The following is a 16,349-nucleotide window of genomic DNA, read 5'->3' on the forward strand; positions in this document are numbered from 1 at the left end:
GGATCGGGCAGTGGCGCGTGGATGTCGGCGGGCGGTGGGGGGGGGCTCGGTTCAGGTGAGCTGGTGGCCGAGATCGGTGAGGGATTGGGCTGTCGCCGAGAGCGGGTAGCGGGCGGCGTTCGCGTATCCCGCTTGTCGTAGGGCGGGGAGGAGGCCGGGGCTGGTGCGCAGGCGGTTCACATCGCGGGCTAGGGCGGTGGGGTGGGTGAAGTCGGTGGCTATGGCGGAGGCGGCGAGGGTTTCGTTGAGGCCCGGTACGGGTTGGTGGAGGACGGGGAGGCCGCAGGCTTGGGCCTCCAGGGCGACCAGGCCCATGGCTTCCAGGGTGGTGGAGGGCATGACGAGTGCGTCGTGTTCGGCGAATGCTCTCCACAGCTGGGGGCGACGGAGCCAGCCGAGGTAGCGGGCTCGTACGCCGGTTCGTTGCAGCAGGGGGGCCAAGGCCCGGAACTGAGCACTGGGCGCGGCGATGCTCAGCTCGACACCTTGTATCGGGGCCAGGCCCTGGAGCAGGGCCTCGACTCCCTTCTCCGCGGTCAGCCTTCCGGCGTACAGGAGCCGCAGGTGGCTGGTGACGGTCCGGGTAGGCCGGGGTGGCGGGGTCGTGAGCAGGTGGTCGGGGATGCCCCAGGGAATGTGAGTGATCTTGCGGCGGTCGGTCTGCGGGGCGAGATTCAGGAGGCGGTCGGCCATCGCGTTGGTGGGGACGACGATGGCGTCGGCGGCCCTCGCTGTTTCGCGCAGGACCTGGAGCTGGTCGCGGTGGGACTCGGCGAAGAGCAGGTCGGTGCCGTGGGCCAGGGCGATCCTCGGGTGGGCGGGGAGGGCTCGGAGCAGGGCGGCCGTGGCGCCGAAGGTGAGGTGCTGGAGGTGCAGGACGTCGACCTGGGACGGGTCTATCGCGGTGGCGAGGGACCTGCGGAGGGCGGTGACGTATCGGCCGAAGGCGGGGCCGTCCAGGCACTTTCCCTGTACGGACAGCAGGTTCAGGCCGGACGGGAGGTGGGGCCGGGGTCCTGGTGGCGCGAGCATGAAGGCTCGTGCGGGGATGAGCGGGGTGTCGCCGGTGTAGAGGTCGAGGAAGAGCTCGACGCTGCCGCCGGGGCTCCCGGCGGGCAGGTCCAGGGCGGTGGCGACGACCTGGCTCATGGTCGGCCTCCCGGCAGTTCCTCGTACAGGCGGGAGGTCTCGATCCCTTGGCTGGCCCGGTACTTGAGGCCGCACTGCTGGTAGCTCGCCGGAGTGCCGAAGGCGCGGAAGAAGGTCAGCTTCCCGAAGGTCATGAGGGGATAGACGCGGACGGGGCGTGCGGCCCGGATCTCCAGGGTCCAGCGGATGGCGTGGCCCTGGTGGCCGAGCGGTGCGGAGACGTGGACCCAGATGCCGAGGGCGCCGGTCGTGCGGTTGCCGTTGAGGAACTGTGCGTACGTCTCGGAGCCGGTTCTCTCGTGGGTGACGCCGAGGTACAGGGCGCCGGGGCGGAGCACGAGCCCCGTTTCGGGGATTGGGACTTCGGTGGTGGTCGTACGGGCCGCGGCGTCGAGGTGGCCTCCGCAGACGCGCAGGGTCTGGCCGAGTCGCCAGTCGTAGGCGTTGGGGGAGAACCGGGTGGGGTCGTACGGATCGATGGTGATCTCGCCTGCGGCGTGGGCGGCGGCGATGGCTGGGCCGGTGAGGATCACTGGGTCGCCACCTGGAGGGGAGGCGGAGTGAGGTCGCGCCAGTAGGCGGAGGGGCGTGGGCCTGCGGCGCCCTGGTATTTGCCTGTGTAGAGCGCGACGGGGCCGGCCGCGACGAAGAACATGATCTGGCCGATCTTCATGCCGGTGTAGATGCGCAGCGGACGGACCGGCGAGAGCATCAGCGTCCACTGCCCGTGGAAGCCCAGGTCGCCGATCGGCGCGGTGATTTCGACGAAGAGCCCGAGCCGCCCGACGGAGGAGCGGCCGAACAGTAAGGGGACGAAGGTGTCGGATCCGACCTCTTCGAGGGTGTGTCCGAGGTAGAGCTCGCTGGGCTGGAGGACGTGGCCGTGGGGGCCGATCTCGATCTCGTGGGTGGGATTCGGGGCGTGGGCGTCGATCACGGGCGCGGTGTACGTGAGGAGGGTCGGTCCGAGGCAGACGTTGTAGCTGTTGGGGTTCACCTGGGCCGGGGCGAAAGGAGTGATGCGCAGTCGGCCGTCCGCGACGGCTGAGGTGATCTCGGGGCCGGTCAGGATCATTGCCGTACTCCTCCGGTGAGGACGTGCTGGACGGCTTGGCCGAGAGGGAAGGCGGCCTGGTGGGTGTGTCCGCCGAGGAAGGTGATGGCCAGGTAGTCGGTGGTCAGGACAGTGCAGGGGTGGGTGGGGAAGGGAGCCGGCGCGGTCACCAAGGGACCCGTGGCGTAGGCCAGTTCAGCAAGATCGGGGCCGTCTCCCAGGTGGACGTGGACGAGGTGATTGCCGAAGGGTTCGATGGTCAGCAGGTCGCCTCGGGTGAGGGTTTCGCCGAGCGGGGTGGTGCGGAGGGCCGTCTCGTTCAGGACGATGGCTTCCGCGCCGAGGCCGGTGTGCAGGCGGGAGGCGATCTCCTGAAGCAGGGCTCGACGGTCGAGAAGACGGTTCGTGTACGGGGCGGAGAGGGTGCCCAGCGGTTCGGCGAGCTGCTGTCGGTAGGTCTCTATCTCCTCGTGGAGGGAACTCAGTTCGGCGGGCGGCCGGGGTGCCGTTGAGGGGAAGGTCTCCGTACGGGCGGCCCAGCCCGCGCCCACCGGTTCGGCGAAGGCGTGGCCGACGGCCAGTTCGGGGCCCTTGAGGACGAGGGTGTCGCCGACGTGCTCGGGGCCGTACCTCTCACTGTGGCAGTGGCCGGAGAAGATCACGTCGAGGAAGGGGCAGGCAGCGGCGATCTTCAGGTCCTCGTCGAAGCCCGTGTGGCTGAGCAGGACCCATGAGTCGGCTTCGTGGTGGTGGGCGAGCATGAGCTCGCGCAGGGCCTGGACGGGGTCGGTCACGCGGTGGCCGACGCGGTGCGCGTACGGGATGGCGTTGAAGGCTTGGACTCCGATGATCCCCGTGACGGCGACGCGCCGACCGCAGACTTCGGCGAGGTGGAGGCGGCGGAACAGGGCGTCGCCGGTCGTGTCGTCCACGGCGTTCGCGCACACCGTGAGGCGGTGCAGGTCGGGGTCGAAGTGGTGGGCCCAGCCGTGGTTTCCGGGGGCGATTACGTCGTACAGCGTGGTCAGGAGCTGGCGCTCGATGCTGCCGTTGCCCAGCTGGTAGTAGCCGCTGCCCTCGAAGAAATCGCCGCAGTCGACGACGAGCGAGGTGGGGCGGGCGGCGTGCAGGTGGGTGAGCAGGGGCAGTGCGTCGGCGAGGGAGGAGTGGACGTCGGTGGTGGCGACGATGCGCTGGAGTTCGCGGGTCATGGCGTGACCTCGCAGATGTCGGCGCCGAGCGCGCGCAGCTTGGTGGGGAGGTCGGCGTGGCCGCGGCGGAGCTGGTCGAGGCCGCCGAGGGTGGTGACGCCGCCCGCGGTGAGGCCGGCGACGAGGAGCGCGGAGCCGGTGCGGATGTCGGTTGCTTCCACGCCTGCGCCGGTCAGGCGTTGCGGGCCGGTGAGTCGGCATTGGGTGGGGGAGAGCTCGTGGATGTCGGCGCCGAGGCGGGCGAGCTGGGGGAGCAGGTTGTTGTGGCGGCCGGGGTTGATGCTGTCGGCGAAGAGGTGGGTGCCCGGCATGTTCAGGGCCAGGGCCATAAGCGGGGGTTCGAAGTCGGCGTCCAGGCCGCCGGGGGAGAGAGACGCGACGGCGCGGAGCGGGCGCTGGGTGGGGTGGTAGTTCTCGGCGTGGACGGTGAGGGTGGTGCCGTGGGCGGTGACAGGGATGCCGAGCCAGCGGAGGGCGGCGGTCATCGGTGCGATGTCCGTGCTCCGTACGCCTTCGATGAGGGCGTTTCCGCCGGTGGAGGCGACGGCGCAGGCCAGGGTGGCCGCTTCGACCTTGTCGCCGGGCACGGTCCAGGAGTGGGTGTCCTGGGAGGGGTACGAGGGCGGGGTCAGCGTGAGGAGGCGTTCGGCGGCGCGGGTCTCCCAGCAGGCTTCCCGGAGGGCGTCCAGGACGCTGAGGACCTCCGGGGAGAGGTTCGGCCGACCCAGGCGCAGGGGGCGGTGTGCGACGACCGCGCGGAGGAGGGCGGCGATGGTGGTGCCGCGGGAGCGGAACGGGAGCGTCAGCGACACCGTGCCCGCAGGAGTGCGTCCGGCCGTGACGGTGTAACCGTGGTCGTCGACCGTGGTCCGGTCGCCGAACGCCTCGTACACCTTGAAGTGCTGTTCCATGCCGCGCCCGCCGATCTGGCAGCCGCCGGGCCAGGGAAGAGCCGCCCGGCCGTGAGCTGCGAGCAGGGCGGGGACGAGGTAGTACGAGGCGCGGATACGGGCGGCGGTCGCGTGCATGTCGGGAGAGGGGCGGGTGCTCTCACCCGGTGTGGCCACGACCGTGCTCGGCTCGGCCACCGGATGTGCGACCCGGTGGCCGGTGTGCTGTAGGAGCGTGAGCATCGTCCGGACGTCCGCGTTGGCGGGGACGTTGGACAGTTGGACGGGCTGGCGCAGGGCGGCTGCCGCTGCCAGCAGCGGTAGGGCTGCGTTCTTGGAGCCGTCGACGGTCACGGTGCCGGTGAGCGGCGGGCCGGGGCGGACGGCGATCACGTCAGAGGCTTCGGAGGTGAGGGCGGGGAGTTGGGCGGTGGTCACGGTCAGCTCCTTGGGAGGGGAACGCGTAAGGACGTGGAGGCGGTCGGCCGTACGGGCAGGGAGATCTCGGCCCAGCAGCACTTGCCGGATGCGGTCGCCTCGACGTCGTGCCGGGCCGCGAGGGTGGCCACGAGGAACAGACCCCGGCCGTGCTCGCTGTCGGAGTCGGGCAGCTCCATGTGGGGCAGGGCCGAGCTGGTGTCGGTGACCTCGATTCGTACGGTGTCGTTGCTGGTCACGCGAGCGGTCACCGAGATGGGGCCGGGGCCGGCGTGCTGGACGGAGTTCGCGAGCAGCTCGGTCGCGACGAGGCCGACGGTGCCGAGGAGATCGCCCTCGTCCTTGCCGGACGTGTCGGCCTGAAGCCCCCAGCCGCGTATCCCGGCGAGAAGCCGGTGCCGTGCGTCGGTGACGGCGCGAGCCGTGCTGGGTACGGAGAAGCTGAGGTGTCGCTGTTCCACGGGGTTGCCTCCCGGACGGGTACGGCTTCCACGTAACCCGTGGCAGGAGCGGCCGGACCAGGGCCGGTGCCCGTGCGGCATCACTTATGCACGACCTGCATGCGCACCAAGTGCGGCTCAATTAGCCTCGGTTGAGCAGGCAGGATCGGCGACGGCGGAAGGGGCCGTGGCACAGATGGCCGATGCGTACGACGTACAAGGCGAAGCGAGACGGATCGGCGAAGAGATCCGTCGGGCCCGCGTGCTCGCGAAACGTACTCAGGCGGGCGTCGCCGCCGCGCTGGGCTACCACCAGTCGAAGCTGAGCCGCCTCGAACAGGGCCGCGGAACCGCCGACTCCCAGGTGGTGCGCGCGGTCGCCCAGGAGCTGGGCATCCCGCTCGCCGCCCTCGGCCTCGCCGCCTTACCGGACGCCACCGCCACCACCAGCGACCCCGAATCCGAGGACATGCACCGCCGTACCTTCCTGGCCGCGAGCGTCGCCGCTCTTGCGACCCCCACCCCGCCGATGCTCGGCCACCACACGCTCGTACAGGCACTTCTGCCCGGCCCAACGCCCTCTCCAGGGAAGGGTGGTGACGCTCTCGACGTACTCGCCGCCCGAATCTCCGCAGTCCGCCGCCTCTTCTCCACCTGCGACTACGCCGAGCTGCAACAGGTCCTCCCCGACCTGATCCTCGACCTCCGGCAAGCGGCCCCCGCCTCCACCGAGGCCACCGCCCTGCTCGCCACCGCGTACCAGACCGCCGTCAGCCTGCTCCTCAAACTCGGCGACCACGGCCACGCCTGGCTCGCCGTGGGCCGCGCCATGGCCGAGGCCGAACGCTGCGGCGACCCGATCATCCTGGCCTCCAGCGTCCGCGTACACGCCCACCTCCTGGCCCGCGAACGGCACACCAGCCAGGCCGTCACCCTCGTCCGCCACACCGCCGACCAGCTCACCGGCGCGTACGACCAACGCTCCCCGCGCTACCTGGCGGCCCTTGGCCTGCTCCTCCTGCGCGGCGTCACCGCGGCCAGCAGCGGCGGCGACCGCTCCGCCACCAAGGACTTCCTGACCGAGGCCCACGACGTCGCCCGCTACGTCTCCCTCGACCGCCCCGACGCCTGGGCCAACTTCAGCCCCACCAACGTCTCCCTCCACGCAGTCAGCGCCGCCAACGCCCTCGGCGACGCGGGCATCGCCCTGGAAACCGCAGGCCCCCTCATGCGCCGCCACATCCCCGCCCCCGAGCGCCGCACAGCCCTGTGGATCGAAACCGCCCGCGCCTACAGTCAGCAGGGCCGCCTCGCCGACGGTTACCAGGCCCTCCGCATCGCCGAAAGCTGCGCGGCACAAGACATCCGCCGCCCGGCCGTACGCGAACTCGTCGCCGACATGGCCGCCCGCGACCGCCACCGCACCCTGCCCGAACTCCACCACTTCAGCCGCCAACTGGGAGTCCCCGCGTGACCGACCACCACCCCACCGATGAGCCGAAGAAGCCCTTCCTGTACGTCGTGGTCTGCGCCGCCGGAGTCGCCCCCGACGTCCACCGCCTGATCACCGCCGCACACCAGCAGGGCTGGGACGTCGGCGTGGTCGCCACACCCCAAGGGCTCGGCTTTCTCGACACCGACGCGATCGAGGCCCAGACCGGCTACCCGATCCGGTCCGCCTGGCGCTCGCCCAGCGACCCGCGCCCGCTGCCGCCCGCCGATGCCATCGCCGTCGCGCCAGCCACCTTCAACACCATCAACAAGTGGGCCGCAGGAATTTCCGACACGCTCGCCGTCGGCATCCTCTGCGAGGCGTACGGCTTCGGCATCCCGACCGCGGTCCTCCCGTACCTGAACTCGGCGCAGGCTGCCCATCCCGCGTACGGGGAAAACCTGAAGCGGCTGCGAGAGATGGGCGTGCTGATCGGGTCGTACGAGCCTCATAAGCCGAAGGCGGGCGGAGGCGCGGAGAACTACCGGTGGGAGGAAGCGCTGGAGCTGCTCACGCCCAGGCTGTCCGCGAGGGGCTGACTACCGATATCCAACTTGTGGGAACCCAGCTTCCGCGCGTCTCAGCGGACTGAATTCGCACATGCCGAAGCCGGGCCTCCCATCGGGAGGCCCGGCTTCGTGCTGTTCCTGGCACCACCTGGCCCGTTACTGACTGATAGTGAGCCGGGGCTTCGTGCTGCCCTGTTCTTGGGCCCTATCCCGGTGCGGGCGGAAGCTGGCGTGGGACTGCTTGTTCGCCGTTTTCAGTGGGGTGATGTGGCGTCCAAGCTCGGAACGTGATGCTGGAGGACGCCGTGCCGTGCGCTCAGTCTTCGCGCGGGGCGTACTTGTCGGAGTTCGCGCCGATCGTGAAGCCCAATCGGTCGTACTCCATCAGGTCCTCGTGGGTCATGAAGGGGACGAGAGCTTCGTGGTGAGAGGCGGCGTACTTCATCAGGAGTTCGAGCATCTCGCGCACGGCTGCTTCCACGTTGACTTCGGGGTCGTGAACGTGGATGCCGGCGGCTTGAAACCCTTCGGTGGTGGCGTCACGGAGCAGGGCGTGTTCCTCCTCGGTGAAGAGACGTCCGTCGAGGTGGCGATAGACGAGGGAATCAGCGGGCCGGTTGAAATCCGTGTCGAACAGCAGGGCCATGACGTGGGGACGGGGGGAGGGTGTGGGCATGCGTGTGCGTTGCTCCTTGTAGGGGTGCGGGTACGTATCAATGGTCTTGAGAATTCCTGCTTTCCGAAATCAGGGACCGTCGGCTATATTCCGCCGTTTCCCCAGGTCAACGGCGTCGGCTGGAGCGGTTTGAGGGTTGGGTGCCCGGCGGCGTGACCGAGGTGTACAGGCCGCCTGCAGGCGGTGTGGCCTGGGGTTTTGCGGGTGTGGTGGGCGGGTGGGCGTGGTGGCGTATCCGCCAGACGAGGACCTCGCTGATCGAGGTGGCGGTGTCGAGTTCTCGCCGTCGGGTGGCTTCGGTGAGCAGGGCGGCCGGGTCGTGGCCCGCCTTCTGGGCGTCGGCGAGGGTGGCGGCCAGGGCGTGCCAGCCGGGCTCGGTGAGGATCTGCTCGGCCAGATCCGGCAGCGCGCGGCGGACGAGAGCGGTCTGCCGCTGCTGCACCGTGACGGCCAGGCGGAGGCCGCGCTGGTGGATCACCGCCAGGGGCTGGACGGCAGCGGCTTGGTAGGCGGCGCGCAGGTGCTTGGCTGCCTGGTGGGCGGCTTCGGCCTGCTGGGTGTGGTGGCGGGTGCGGTGCCAGTGCTGGGCGGCGATGACGGCCAGGAGGAGGGCGTCGAGGAGGATCGCGAAGAGGGCTCCGTCCTGGGGCGGGGGTTCGCGCAGGATCGCTTTGATGGCCCTGCGGGTGGCCTGGGCCTGCTGATGCTGGGCGCGGATGCGGGAGCGGCTGGTTCGCTCGAAGGCCGTTGCTGCGTGGGTCAGTTGGTACCTGTAGTGGGTGGGGGCGATGAGGGGGAGGGCGTCGAGGGCTTCGGCGAGCACGGTGACGTGGGCCTGCCCCACAGCGTCGTTGGCCTCGTCGAGGACGTCGGGGAGTTGGCCGGCCGCGTCGGTGACCTGCTGCCACGCTGAACGCCGGCGGCCGGAAGGGCGGCTCACAGGGGCGGTGGCTGTGAGGCGTTCGCTGATCTTGGGGTAGGACAGGTCGGGGGCGAGGGTGGAGCCGGAGAACCACACCGGCTCTCCGGCGGCGTTGGTGTCGTCGGAGAGGGCGACCTTGTATCCGCGGATGTCGCCGGAGGGGAAGCGCTGGATGTCCACCAGCACCCCCGCCCCTTCGAGGACGGCGAAGAACTCCTCGGTGCTGGTGGCCGCCGTCACCGCCGTACGCACGGTGGTCCGCAGACGCTCGCGTGCGGTCTTGGCGTGCCCGGTGCGGTGGGCCTTCTCCTGCTCGGCACGGGTGGGCTTCTTGGCGGCGGTCCGGTCGCCGCGCGGGACCTGGCGCAGCCCGTATTCCTTCTCGATGGCGGTGAGTTCGTCGGCGGCGTGCAGGTAGTCGTCCCAGTTGGGGGGTGGGCGGAGGTCTCCTCGGACTTTGGTGGCGACGATGTGGATGTGGTCGGTGGCGTGGCGGACGGCGACCCAGCGGCAGGCGTCGGGGTCACCGGTGGGGGCGATGCCGGTGGCGTTGAGTACGCGGCGGGCGATGGTGGCCCACTGGTCGTCGGTGAGGGTCGGGTCTTGGGGTGCGGTCCGGATCGAGCAGTGCCACACGTGGTTCCTGGGGGCCTTGTCGCCGGCCTGCTTCACGCGGAGGTCGAGGGCGGTGGCGAGCTGGGCGAGTGTGGCGTCGGGGTCGCGGCCGGGGTCGGGGGCGAAGCCGTCCCAGGACGCGGCGAGGTGCGGGTCGGTGTGCTTGGTGTGGCGGCCGGGGCCGTACAGGTAGTTCAGGACGCCGCGCGTCTTGCTGCCGGGCTTGACGATCTTGGCTATCAATCAGGCCGCCCGGTGCTGTGTGGCGGCCACATCGGCGGCGGTGTCGACCGCGGCGACAGTCTGCTTCACCAGGGCCAGGGTCCGTCCTGTCTCGGCGAGCACGGCGGTGTCCACAGGGTGTGTGGTGCCGTCGGCGTTGAGGCGGTGGGCGATTTGGTTCACGTTCGTTCCGATGCGCGCCAACTGGGTGCGCAGGGATGCGAGTTCGTCGATCAGGTCGTCCGTGGCGGAGCGCTGGTCGGGGAGCGTGAAGTCGCCGTCCAAGTGGGCCATGACGATCGCGCCGACGAGGTGGGCGCCGGCCAGGCCCAGCCGACGGGCCTCGGCGAGGATCGCGGCTTTCTCGTCGGGGCTGTAGCGGACGTCGACACGCTCTTTGCGCTGTACGTCCTGGCGGGCGCGACGGCGGGCGACGCGGTACAGCGCGGCCTCGTCGGCAGCACGCACGACCGCAGGTTCTTCCCCTGGTGCGCCCTCGCTCCAGGGGACCTCCGCCACCCCCGGGGCGGAGGCTGCGTTGGACCGGCCCTTGGACGGTCCAACGTCATACCTTGCTCCGCCTGGGGCGAGGACGGAGGCCATCTCCGACTGGGCGGTGATGAGTTCGGGGTCCGGATCGTGCATGTATCGGGTCTCCGTGAGGTGCTGGGTGTTTGTCTGTACGTGTCTCCGAGACCTCGGTGCCCGGCTGCACGGCAGCCGCAGGACGAGGGCGGAGTGGTGTCTTGCAGAGTCAGGCGGCGCTGGCGTGGGACGCGGCTTCGTCACGTCCGTCGGGCAGCCCGCCCTCCAGGCCGTCGTTCGCGGTGGGCTCGGCCTGGCCCTTCCGCTCGGCTTGCAGCCGGTCGCGCAGGTTGCGGGCTCGGAGCTGGCCGATTCGTAGTTCGCTGCGCAGACGCTCGGCGGACAGCTGGTCATCGCTCCAGTCGGCGGTCAGGAGTCGGGCTTCGGCGAGGACTTGGTCATCCGTACGGGCTCGGCTGGCGGTCGACTTGGCAGCGGCGGGGACCCGACCGGTTGCCCGGCGCGGGGCGGCTCCGGTCGACTTCGCCACAGCGGCCGACCGGTGCGGTCGGGGAGAGGTAGCAGATTCGGCCTCCTCGGTCGGCCTCGGCACGGGTGCCTTGGCGATCCCCGCAGGGGCCGACTCGGAGGTCCGTGCGGGAGTTGATGTGGGCCGGTCAGGCATCGACTGCGGGACTTGCTCGTCGGCCGACTGGTCAACTTGTTGGCTGACCGACTGGCCAGAGCCCCCTTCGAGGGAGCCAGTCGACCGAGGGGTGTGGTGCAGAACCTTCGCCACGAGGTCCGACCCGAAGTAGATCGACCCGACTGGGAGCGAGGTCGCCAGCAGCACCAGGGCCCAGTTCGCGGGGTCCCAGTCGGCCAGTCGACCCCACCGGATCGACTCGGTATGCAGAGCCGGTACGAGGCCGTGCACGTAGTTCAGCAGGAGGCTGGCGATCGTGTAGGTCGCCAGGACCCGCAGCGCGAACTTCCGATCGGTGCCGGTCAGCACGAGGGTGGCGACCAGTGCGAGGGCCATCAGCCCGTCGACCACGATCGGGTAGAGCAGGGCGGCGGTGGAGTCGGCGCCGATGGCGCGGGCCACGTCGGACAGCGCGTTCCACGAGACCCGGAAGGCCATGAGGACGACGGCCACCAAGCCGAGGACGAGGGCGATGCGCCCCCGGCGGTTCATACGACGGCTCCCCACGGGTATGGGGGCTCGGCGAGCATCGCCAGGACCGCTACTTGGTTCAGGGGCTTCGTCCGCGACGGCCGAGACGAGCGGTGCGACGCCTGCACGGATGTCGTGTGTGGCTGCCGGGTCGCTTGGGGCAGGGGACTGCAAGGGGGCGGCCTCCAGGGCGGGGAGATGATCTCTTACGACGAGAGCGGGCGGCGATCACGGAGGGGGCGTACACGCAGGCCCCCTTCTAGAGAGGGGCCTGCGCGTGATCGCCTGGGCGCGTGTACGGCGTGCACGCCTACGTGATCGCTCTACCTGCGGTTTTGCGATGAGCGTGTGCGCTACGAGCGCTTCGCGGCGGCGCGCGGGCGCAGAGCCCGCGTGTACGGTCGCGTGATCGCGCCATGCGGTCCGGTGAAGCTCAGCCGATGGCGGCGAGGTGTCGGGCGGTGGCGTAATAGCGCGCCTGCTGCCCGCCTCCTGCTCCACCCGCGATCCCGTCCGCCTTGGTCGCCAGGCCGCGCTCGACGAGGCGGGCCAGGTGACGGCGGGCCTTCTCCACGTCGGCGCGTTCGGGGTCGCCTCCGCCGATGAGGACGGCGGCCAGGTCGCGGGCGGTCAGCCCGTTCGGGGCGTTACGGATGAGGACGGCGGGGTCCCTGGCGGGGTCGACCGTGGTGGTGCCACGTACATGGTCGTGCGTGACGTCCAAGGGGCCGACTTCGCCGGTGGGGGTCTTGAGATGGTGCAGGGTGACCGCAGGGTCACCGGCCCGGCCGCTGATGAACAGCACGCTGCCCGCACCGGCGGTGATCCAGGTGGAGCCGTAGACCTGATCCAGACTCGGGCGCTGGCCGCGCGGAGCGTCGGCAGCGGTCTTGCGCTGGTGGTGCAGCTCCAGGACCTCCACGCCGCTGCGCAGGGCGCGATTGCGGGCGTTGTTGAAGGAGACGGCGAGGCTGTCGTCGACCATTGTGCTGACCGCGTCCTTGAGGCTGTCGATCACGATGGTGTCGGCCTGGTGAGCGGCGGCGAGATCGGCGAGGAGATCGGGTTCCTTGTCGAGGGTGGCGGGCAGAGGCCCCTGCCAGACGACGAGCTGGTCGCGCAGGATCGCCTCGTCGGCGGCGAAGACCCGGCGGGCCATCGCCTTGGCGATCTGCTTGGGCCGGTCCATGGCCAGGTACAGCACCCTCCTGCTCGGTGCGACCGGCATCTCAAGGACGGTCTCCTGGAGGCCGAGACGGGCGAAGATCACCTGGTGGGCCAGGGTGGTCTTGCCGACGCCCGGTGCGCCGACGATCATCAGGCTCTCGCCGGGGGCCCACAGTGTCTTCTCTCGGGTTCCCCACAGGGGTTCGGCGTCCGCTCCCGACTCTTTGACGAAGCGCCACCCGTCCACGGCGAAGCGGGACAGACGGCCCTGGCCCGACGCGAGTGCTCGCTCGCGTTCGGCACGTACCTCGGTCTCCACCTCGCTCCGAATGGCCTCGGGGTCTGCACCCGGCTCCTGGGCCCGCTGGAGGGTGTGGACGGCCGATGCGATCAAGCGCCGCAGGTCGGCCTTCTTGCGGATGATCTCCGCGTGGTGATCCGCGCTGCCGGTGCCGTAGAGCACGTCGGCGAGCTGGAACACGTACGCGCGGCCACCGACACGCTCCAGGTCGCCCTGCGCTTGGAGCACCTCGGTGAGGGCGATCGGGTCCGTCGGCTTGTCCTCGCGGTGCTGGTCGAGCAGCGCCCGCCAGACCGTTTCGTGCGCGGGCCGGTAGAAGGCTTCATCCCCGAGGATCGGGCGGACCGCGTCGATGACGTCGGCCTTGTGCATGCAGGCGCCGAGCACGGCGCGTTCGGCCTCCACATTGAAAGGGGGCTCTGCTGCCCCGGGGGCGTCTTCGTCGTGGAATGGCATACGGGCAGGCGGGGTCGTACGCTGGGACATAGAACTCCTCACCCGGCAGGCCACATGGGGCGGCAACCCCGGCCGGGCCGGTCGAATCGTTAGGTATGGCGGTTGTGGGGCTTCTGCTTGGTCCCCGGCGTTCGCAGCGCCGGGGGCTTCTTCATGTCCACCCCCGTCCGGGAGCAGTACAAGCCTACCAGCAATAATTCAAAGGGGAATGCCTTGCAATGCAGATCGGGTTGGTGTTAGCTGTTCATCATCGGCCGCGGCTGTGCAGCCGTGGCCCAGAGTGAGAGGAGGTGGAAACGATGAGCGGCGAAGACGGTGCGGCCCGCGCCGGAACCGACCGGCCGGAGCCGGAGAACCACGTGGCCGAACGCATCCGCATGGAGCGTGAGGCGCGTGACTGGAGCACGGCGAGACTCGCCGAGGAGATGACCAAGGCCGGCCACCCGATCAACCAGTCCGCGATCTGGCGCATCGAGAGCGGCAAGCCCCGCCGCAGGGTCAACCTCGACGAGGCGCTCGGCTTCTGCAAGGTCTTCGACCTGCCCCTCGACGACCTGACCAGCCCTCCCGGCCAGCTGATGAACCCGCTGGTGAGACGGCTTGTCGCCGAGTACGTCGAGAACTGGAAGGAGTGGCGCGCCCTGGCCAAGAGAAAAGACCGGATCATGGCCGAGCTCGACGATTACTCCAAGGCCCACCCCGAGCATGAGGACATGGTCAAGGTCATGCTCATACACGAGCTTGAGGTCGCCTCCGGAGACGACTTCCGACGCCACCGCGGCTCGACCCACCGGCTTCAGAGCTGGCTCGGTCCCGACCGGATGGCCATCTCGGATGAGACCGACGAGCCCCCTGCCTCGTAACCGCTCCGCACGGTCATCTCGGCGCTGCGAACGCCGACGACCCCTGTTCAGCTGCTTGTAGTCCCACAACCGCCATACCCAAATCGATCGACCGGCACCGCTGCCCGGGTTGCCGCCCGCGCCCGCCGGTCAAGGAGCTTCCTTGCCCCAGAGCACGTCCCTGCCCCTTGCCCAGATTGCCCAGCTCCTCGACGTCTCCGAGGACTCCCTCCGCGCGCTCATAGCCGCGCGGGGTGGCCGCCAGGGTGACGGCACCCTCGTCGGCCTCACGGTCGCCGAGGCCGCCCGCCGCATGGGCGTCGGCCGCACCACGCTGTACAAGTTCATCTTCTCCGGCGAGATCCCCTCTGCGAAGGTCGGACGGTTGCGCCGTGTCCCGGTCGAGGCGGTGAACGAGTTCCTCCAACGCCGCCTCAGCCGGGAAGACTTCGGCACTGCGGCTTGAGGGGGGCGTACATGACCATTCCCAAGAACTCCCGCCAGCCCAACGGTGCTTCGACCGTCTACCTCGGCAAGGACGGCCGCTGGCACGGCCGCGTCACCGTAGGCGTCAAGGACGACGGCAGCCCGGACCGCCGCCACGTCAGCCGTAAAACGCGCGCCGAAGTCACCAAGGTCGTACGTGATCTGGAACGGCAGCGCGACACCACCGGCGTCCGCAAGGTTGGCCAGACCTGGACGGTCGAGACCTGGCTGACCCACTGGGTCGAGAACATCGCCGCACCCAGCGTGGGTGAGAACACCATCGACGGCTACCGCGTCGCGGTCTACCACCACCTCATACCCGGACTCGGCGCACACCGCCTGGCGAAGCTGGAGCCGGAGCACTTGGAGCGCCTGTACCAGAGGATGCAGGCGAACGGCAGCGCGGCCGGCACGGTCCACCAAGCGCACCGCACGCTCAAGACGGCGCTCAATCAGGCTGTCCGCCGCCGCCACCTCGTCACCAACCCGGCTTCGATCGCCAAGGCACCCAAGCTCGAAGAGGAGGAAGTCGAGCCGTACACCCTGGAGGAGGTCCAGAGCCTCCTTGCCGAAGCGAACAAGCAGCGGAACACCGCGCGCTGGGTTATCGCGCTTGCACTGGGTCTGCGCCAGGGCGAGGTCTTGGGCCTCAAGTGGGAGGACGTCGACTTCGCGACAGGCGTCATGCTCGTCCGCCGGGGTCGACTGCGGCCCCGCTACAAGCACGGCTGCGGAGACAAGTGCGGACGCAAGCCTGGGTACTGCCCGCAGAAGATCAACACTCGGCGCGAAACTAAGGACACCAAGACTCGCGCGGGCAAGCGCTCGATCGGGGTGCCGGAAGAGCTGCTGCGGCTACTGACTCAGCACAAGGAGGAACAGAGCCGAGAGCGCGTGCTCGCCCGAGACCTGTGGGAGGAGAAGGGCTACGTCTTCACGTCGCCGATCGGTGAACCCCTTAACTCCAACACGGACTTCCACCGGTGGAAGGGCCTGTTGAAGGCAGCGGGTGTCCGTGACGGGCGTCTCCACGATGCCCGCCACACTGCCGCGACCGCTCTGCTTGTCCTCGGCGTCCCGGACACGGTGGTCGACCGCATCATGGGCTGGGAGCCCGGTAAGTCCGCGCGCATGAGGCGCCGGTATCAGCACGTTACGGGGCAGGTGCTGCAGCGGACGGCGGCGCAGGTCGGAGGGCTGCTCTGGGGGCCGGTGCCGACACCGCAGGTGGTCAGTCTGGCCCCTCGGGGCTCTGCCACACCCATCAGTGGCGATGCCCAGCCAGAGTCGACGGTGTACGTCGCGCGCCTCGGGGAACGCCTTGTCCCGTTCCGGCACCATGAGCACGCGGAAGCGGTGGCTGACCAGTGGGGCGCCGACCACCGAGACCAGCAGGCGGGAGTCGAGGAGTGGGATCGGGAGAAGTGGGAGCACAAGGGCCCTGGCGGTCTTCGAGCTATTCGCGATGCCATGCCGGACCGACGGATCGTCCACCATGCCCATGCTGTGTTCCTGCCGGGCGGCGAATCCCTCAACATCGGCCGTGATGGCCAATGGTCGGTAATGGCCTGGGAGTTCGAGCCTGACCTCTACACCGACCTGCCGGTGCGCTGGCACACCACTCGTCGCCCCGGCCAGGAGGTCGAGGCTCAGGTCCGTGGCACGGACCAGGACGCTGTCACCGCTGCGTTCGGCGAGGCTCGTGCACAGGCTGTGGACCGTGCGAGGAACCCGGGAAGGTACGGAGACCTCGGCGCCCGCTAGACCCCCGCCGTAT

16 protein-coding genes are annotated in these 16,349 nt (G+C 69.9%); 5 read left to right on the plus strand and 11 right to left on the minus strand.

Going from position 1 to position 16,349, the window contains the following annotated elements:
- Positions 1 to 51: 51 nt before the first annotated feature.
- The 6 genes from ACWDVB_RS21040 to ACWDVB_RS21065 are packed head-to-tail and all read right to left on the minus strand — an operon-like array spanning position 52 to position 5,203.
- On the minus strand, positions 52 to 1,149 hold the full coding sequence (locus tag ACWDVB_RS21040; RefSeq protein ID WP_451516193.1) for a glycosyltransferase family 4 protein: 1,098 nt from the start codon (positions 1,147 to 1,149) through the stop codon (positions 52 to 54).
- Entirely contained in the window at positions 1,146 to 1,682 is a 537-nt protein-coding gene (locus ACWDVB_RS21045; protein ID WP_451516194.1) for a dCTP deaminase, read from the minus strand. Before ACWDVB_RS21045 ends, ACWDVB_RS21040 begins: the two co-directional genes overlap by 4 nt.
- Positions 1,679 to 2,224, minus strand: a complete 546-nt coding sequence (dcd, locus tag ACWDVB_RS21050; protein ID WP_451516195.1) for a dCTP deaminase — start codon at positions 2,222 to 2,224, stop codon at positions 1,679 to 1,681. Before dcd ends, ACWDVB_RS21045 begins: the two co-directional genes overlap by 4 nt.
- On the minus strand, positions 2,221 to 3,414 hold the full coding sequence (locus ACWDVB_RS21055; RefSeq protein ID WP_451516196.1) for a metallophosphoesterase: 1,194 nt from the start codon (positions 3,412 to 3,414) through the stop codon (positions 2,221 to 2,223). The genes dcd and ACWDVB_RS21055 overlap by 4 nt, the downstream gene beginning before the upstream one ends.
- A complete protein-coding gene (locus ACWDVB_RS21060; RefSeq protein ID WP_451516197.1) occupies positions 3,411 to 4,742 on the minus strand; it encodes a UDP-N-acetylglucosamine 1-carboxyvinyltransferase in 1,332 nt (443 codons plus the stop codon). Before ACWDVB_RS21060 ends, ACWDVB_RS21055 begins: the two co-directional genes overlap by 4 nt.
- Positions 4,743 to 4,744: 2 nt before the next feature.
- A complete protein-coding gene (locus ACWDVB_RS21065) occupies positions 4,745 to 5,203 on the minus strand; it encodes an ATP-binding protein (protein ID WP_451516198.1) in 459 nt (152 codons plus the stop codon).
- 175 nt (positions 5,204 to 5,378) lie between these two features.
- Here ACWDVB_RS21065 and ACWDVB_RS21070 point away from each other — a divergent pair, with 175 nt between their 5' ends.
- Positions 5,379 to 6,656: a helix-turn-helix domain-containing protein gene (locus ACWDVB_RS21070; RefSeq protein WP_451516199.1), complete on the plus strand. Its 1,278-nt coding sequence runs from the start codon at positions 5,379 to 5,381 to the stop codon at positions 6,654 to 6,656.
- Entirely contained in the window at positions 6,653 to 7,213 is a 561-nt protein-coding gene (locus ACWDVB_RS21075; RefSeq protein ID WP_451516200.1) for a flavoprotein, read from the plus strand. Before ACWDVB_RS21070 ends, ACWDVB_RS21075 begins: the two co-directional genes overlap by 4 nt.
- Positions 7,214 to 7,499: 286 nt before the next feature.
- On the opposite strand, the gene ACWDVB_RS21080 is transcribed toward ACWDVB_RS21075, so the two are convergent.
- The 5 genes from ACWDVB_RS21080 to ACWDVB_RS21100 all read right to left on the minus strand — a co-directional run bounded on the left by ACWDVB_RS21080 (position 7,500) and on the right by ACWDVB_RS21100 (position 13,274).
- Complete coding sequence (locus tag ACWDVB_RS21080; RefSeq protein ID WP_451516201.1) at positions 7,500 to 7,859, minus strand: hypothetical protein; 360 nt, start codon at positions 7,857 to 7,859, stop codon at positions 7,500 to 7,502.
- 106 nt (positions 7,860 to 7,965) lie between these two features.
- A complete protein-coding gene (locus tag ACWDVB_RS21085; RefSeq protein WP_451516202.1) occupies positions 7,966 to 9,639 on the minus strand; it encodes a relaxase/mobilization nuclease domain-containing protein in 1,674 nt (557 codons plus the stop codon).
- On the minus strand, positions 9,640 to 10,086 hold the full coding sequence (mobC, locus tag ACWDVB_RS21090) for a plasmid mobilization relaxosome protein MobC (protein ID WP_451516203.1): 447 nt from the start codon (positions 10,084 to 10,086) through the stop codon (positions 9,640 to 9,642).
- A 286-nt stretch (positions 10,087 to 10,372) separates the two neighbouring features.
- Positions 10,373 to 11,341: a DUF2637 domain-containing protein gene (locus tag ACWDVB_RS21095; protein WP_451516204.1), complete on the minus strand. Its 969-nt coding sequence runs from the start codon at positions 11,339 to 11,341 to the stop codon at positions 10,373 to 10,375.
- Between the two features lie 412 nt (positions 11,342 to 11,753).
- Complete coding sequence (locus ACWDVB_RS21100; RefSeq protein WP_451516205.1) at positions 11,754 to 13,274, minus strand: DnaB-like helicase N-terminal domain-containing protein; 1,521 nt, start codon at positions 13,272 to 13,274, stop codon at positions 11,754 to 11,756.
- Between the two features lie 269 nt (positions 13,275 to 13,543).
- Here ACWDVB_RS21100 and ACWDVB_RS21105 point away from each other — a divergent pair, with 269 nt between their 5' ends.
- The 3 genes from ACWDVB_RS21105 (at position 13,544) to ACWDVB_RS21115 (ending at position 16,336) form a co-directional block, all read left to right on the plus strand.
- Positions 13,544 to 14,107 carry a helix-turn-helix transcriptional regulator gene (locus tag ACWDVB_RS21105; protein WP_451516206.1) on the plus strand — a complete coding sequence of 188 codons (564 nt, stop codon included), beginning with the start codon at positions 13,544 to 13,546 and terminating at the stop codon, positions 14,105 to 14,107.
- Between the two features lie 142 nt (positions 14,108 to 14,249).
- Entirely contained in the window at positions 14,250 to 14,552 is a 303-nt protein-coding gene (locus ACWDVB_RS21110) for an excisionase family DNA-binding protein (RefSeq protein ID WP_451516207.1), read from the plus strand.
- A gap of 11 nt (positions 14,553 to 14,563) precedes the next feature.
- On the plus strand, positions 14,564 to 16,336 hold the full coding sequence (locus ACWDVB_RS21115) for a tyrosine-type recombinase/integrase (protein ID WP_451516208.1): 1,773 nt from the start codon (positions 14,564 to 14,566) through the stop codon (positions 16,334 to 16,336).
- The last annotated feature ends 13 nt before the right edge of the window (positions 16,337 to 16,349 follow it).

Source organism: Streptomyces sp. NPDC003379, from assembly GCF_053589195.1.